Raw genomic sequence first — 3,252 nt, 5'->3', positions numbered from 1 at the left:
GCTTAAACTCCTAGATTAAAAAATATCATGCTGCAAATTAAGCCTGAATTGTGTTACAAATAGACTAAATCACGTCAACAGGAGCCAGGCAATGGAATCCTTTATTACTGTGGTGGTTGAACGCCATGAAAAACAGGCCTCCCGCCTACTGGAAATGCTGCGGGAAATTCAGGCCGAATATAATCATGTATCTGATGACGCCATTGCTCTGCTGGCCACAAAGCTTGCTATTCCACGCACTCAAATTATCAGTTGTATTGAGTTTTACAGTTTTTTACATCGCCACTATCAGGGCAACTATGAAATTCTGCTCAGCGACTCCATTACTGACCACATGCTGGGTAAACAAGCGCTAACCGATTATCTAGCCGATAAATTAGGCATACAGCCTGGACAACATAACACTCAAATCAGTCTGAATAACACGTCCTGCACAGGCCTGTGTGACCAAGGCCCGGCCGCCTTGATCAATGGCCATGCTATCGCACAATTAAACCGACAAAAAATCGATCAGATTACGGCACTGATTCAACACGAAACGCCCTTATCGCAATGGCCCTCGTCTTTATTCGAGATACAGGATAATATTCAACAGCCGGGCTTGGTGATGAAGCAGCCCATTACGGCAGGCGATAGCCTGAAAGCCTTGCTTCAGTGCGGCTTGGAAAAAGGCTTGGCCGAAATTGAGCGCTCTGGTTTGCGGGGGCGCGGTGGTGCAGGCTTCAAGACTGCGTTTAAATGGCGATTTTGCGCCGAAACGGATAGCACGGAACGCTTTGTCGTCTGCAATGCGGATGAAGGCGAACCCGGTACCTTTAAAGACCGTGTGCTATTGAATCGTTTTGCCGACCAGGTATTTGAAGGCATGACATTATGTGCAGCCATTATCGGTGCCAAACAAGGATTTTTATATCTACGCGGCGAATATCTGTTTCTGTATCCAAAATTACAAAATATCCTGCAACAGCGTCGACAACAGGGCTTACTTGGTAATGCCATTTTAGGCCGGGACTTTGCTTTCGACATTGAAATTCGCTTAGGCGCTGGTGCTTATATTTGTGGCGAAGAATCGGCATTGATTGAATCGCTGGAAGGCAAACCCGGTATTCCGCGAAACCGCCCGCCTTATCCGGTCACACAGGGCTATTTAGGCCAACCAACCGTGGTCAATAATGTGGAAACTTTTCTCAGCGCCGCCGCCATCCTGGTTTACGGCGCAGACTGGTTTACAGCCTGCGGCAGCAAAACATCGCCCGGCAGCAAAATTCTTAGTATCTGTGGTGATTGTGCCAGCCCCGGAATTTATGAATATGCCTTTGGTGTCACCATCCGAGAGATCTTGAATGACTGCGGTGCCAGGGATGTTTTGGGCGTACAAGTCGGCGGCCCCTCTGGCAGTTTTATCAGTGCGGACGAATTCGATCGAAAACTGGCATTTGAAGACTTAGCCACTGGCGGCTCGTTTATCATTTTCAATCAGCAACGCGATTTGTTGGACATTGTGCAGAATTTCACGCATTTTTTTGCCCATGAAAGCTGTGGCTTCTGCACGCCTTGCCGAGTCGGCACCCGCTTGCTGCAAAAACAGCTGGATAAAATCTGTGATGGTCATGGTTCTGCCGGCGATGTGGCGGAACTGGAAAAATTGTGTCAACTGGTCAAGTCCACCAGTCATTGCGGCCTAGGGCAAACGGCCGCTAATCCCATTTTGACAACGTTGCAACGCTATCCTGAACGCTATGAACAGCGCTTAAAAGCCATCCGTTACGAGCCGGGATTTGATCTCGATGCCGAACTTGAAATTGCCCGGCAATTGACCGGGCGCGATGATCCCGGCGCCCATTTGTCACAAACCGGAGAATCCTCATGACGGGCTATTTCAAACTCGACGGCCGTTCGATTCCATACCAACCTGGACAAACGATTATTCAAGCGGCAGCCGATGCAGATGTTTATATTCCGCATTTATGCCATCACCCAGATTTCACTCCGCATGGCAGTTGCAAGCTGTGCAGCGTCCAAGTCAATGGCCGAATCTGCTCGGCGTGCACCTTCCCTGCCAGCGATGGCCTAGAAGTGCTGAGCGAAACTGCCGACTTGAATGCGCGCCGCCAAAAAATCACTCAGATGCTGTTCGTCGAGGGCAATCATTTTTGCCCTTATTGTGAAAAAAGCGGCGACTGCCAATTACAAGCGTTGGCCTACCATTTAAATATGCTGGACAACCATTTTCCGCAATTTTTCCCGCAGCGCCCATTAGATGCAACACACCCAGATGTGCTATTGGATTATGACCGCTGTATTTTTTGCGCGCTTTGCGTCAGAGCCAGCCAGAAAGCCGACGGTAAAAATGTATTCGCCCTCAGCGGTCGCGGTATAAATAAGCATTTGATCATTAACTCCAAATCCGGCACCTTAAAAGACAGCGACATTGCCGCTGAAGACAAGGCGATTGAGGTATGCCCGACCGGCGCCCTGTTGCGTCGGGGTCAGGCCTACAAAACGCCCATCGGTCAACGACAATATGACCACCAGGACATTGAACAGGTCAGCCTGCAACAGGAGAAAGCGCCCGATGTCTAAAAAAATCAGAATTGCAACCACGTCCCTGGCGGGCTGTTTTGGTTGTCATATGTCGTTTCTGGATATTGATGAACGCCTGACGCAGTTAGCTGAGTCTGTCGAATTCAACCGCTCGCCGATTACCGATATTAAACAATGTACCGCCTGCGATATCGGCCTGATTGAAGGGGGCGTGTGTAATGCCGACAATGTCCATGTATTACGCGAGTTCCGCGACCAATGCAAAATGCTGGTCGCCGTAGGCGCATGCGCCATCAATGGTGGCCTGCCGGCGATGCGTAATGAAGTCCCTTTAGAAGAATGCTTAACCGAAGCCTATATTGATGGCATCGGCATCGAAAACCCAGTCATTCCGAATGATCCGGAATTACCGTTGTTACTGAACAAGGTTCATCCGATTCATGAGATTGTCAATGTGGATTATTTTCTGCCCGGCTGCCCACCATCGGCCGATGTGTTCTGGGCTTTTTTAAGCGATGTTATTGCTGGACGGGAACCGATACTACCAACGGAATTGATTCATTTTGATTAGCGTTCTATCCGGCTAATATTCTCTATTTCATACCACCGCTGTCATTTTTTGCCAATAGTCCAAATTTGCATTGTTTAGTAGCTGCTCACAAAACACCTCAGCCCGTTGCAAATTATCTTCGGCGGCATCCGATAATG

At 48.9% G+C, this 3,252-nt stretch carries 3 protein-coding genes; all 3 read left to right on the top strand.

All coding sequences use genetic code 11. The features are described from left to right. The first annotated feature begins 91 nt into the window (after positions 1-91). Genes JEU20_RS14555 through JEU20_RS14545 form a run of 3 tightly spaced genes read left to right on the top strand, consistent with a single transcriptional unit; the run spans position 92 to position 3,115 of the window. The gene (locus JEU20_RS14555) at positions 92-1,870 is read left to right on the top strand and encodes an NADH-ubiquinone oxidoreductase-F iron-sulfur binding region domain-containing protein (protein ID WP_198246873.1); all 1,779 of its coding nucleotides are present in this window, start codon (positions 92-94) and stop codon (positions 1,868-1,870) included. Next, the gene (locus JEU20_RS14550; RefSeq protein WP_198246872.1) at positions 1,867-2,583 is read left to right on the top strand and encodes a 2Fe-2S iron-sulfur cluster-binding protein; all 717 of its coding nucleotides are present in this window, start codon (positions 1,867-1,869) and stop codon (positions 2,581-2,583) included. Before JEU20_RS14555 ends, JEU20_RS14550 begins: the two co-directional genes overlap by 4 nt. Then, entirely contained in the window at positions 2,576-3,115 is a 540-nt protein-coding gene (locus tag JEU20_RS14545) for an NADH-quinone oxidoreductase subunit B family protein (protein WP_198246871.1), read from the top strand. The genes JEU20_RS14550 and JEU20_RS14545 overlap by 8 nt, the downstream gene beginning before the upstream one ends. Positions 3,116-3,252 lie beyond the last annotated feature (137 nt).

Origin of the sequence: methane-oxidizing endosymbiont of Gigantopelta aegis (assembly GCF_016097405.1) — a bacterium.
Lineage (GTDB): Bacteria > Pseudomonadota > Gammaproteobacteria > Methylococcales > Methylomonadaceae > Methylomarinum.
The sequence above is the reverse complement of the archived record's forward strand: the minus strand, read 5'-3'. Positions and strand labels throughout refer to the sequence as shown.

Bases quoted from the DNA above. Each gene is read 5' to 3' on its own strand.
- JEU20_RS14555 (WP_198246873.1), top strand. From the start codon at position 92: ATGGAATCCTTTATTACTGTGGTGGTTGAACGCCATGAAAAACAGGCC.
- JEU20_RS14550 (WP_198246872.1), top strand. From the start codon at position 1,867: ATGACGGGCTATTTCAAACTCGACGGCCGTTCGATTCCATACCAACCT.
- JEU20_RS14545 (WP_198246871.1), top strand. From the start codon at position 2,576: ATGTCTAAAAAAATCAGAATTGCAACCACGTCCCTGGCGGGCTGTTTT.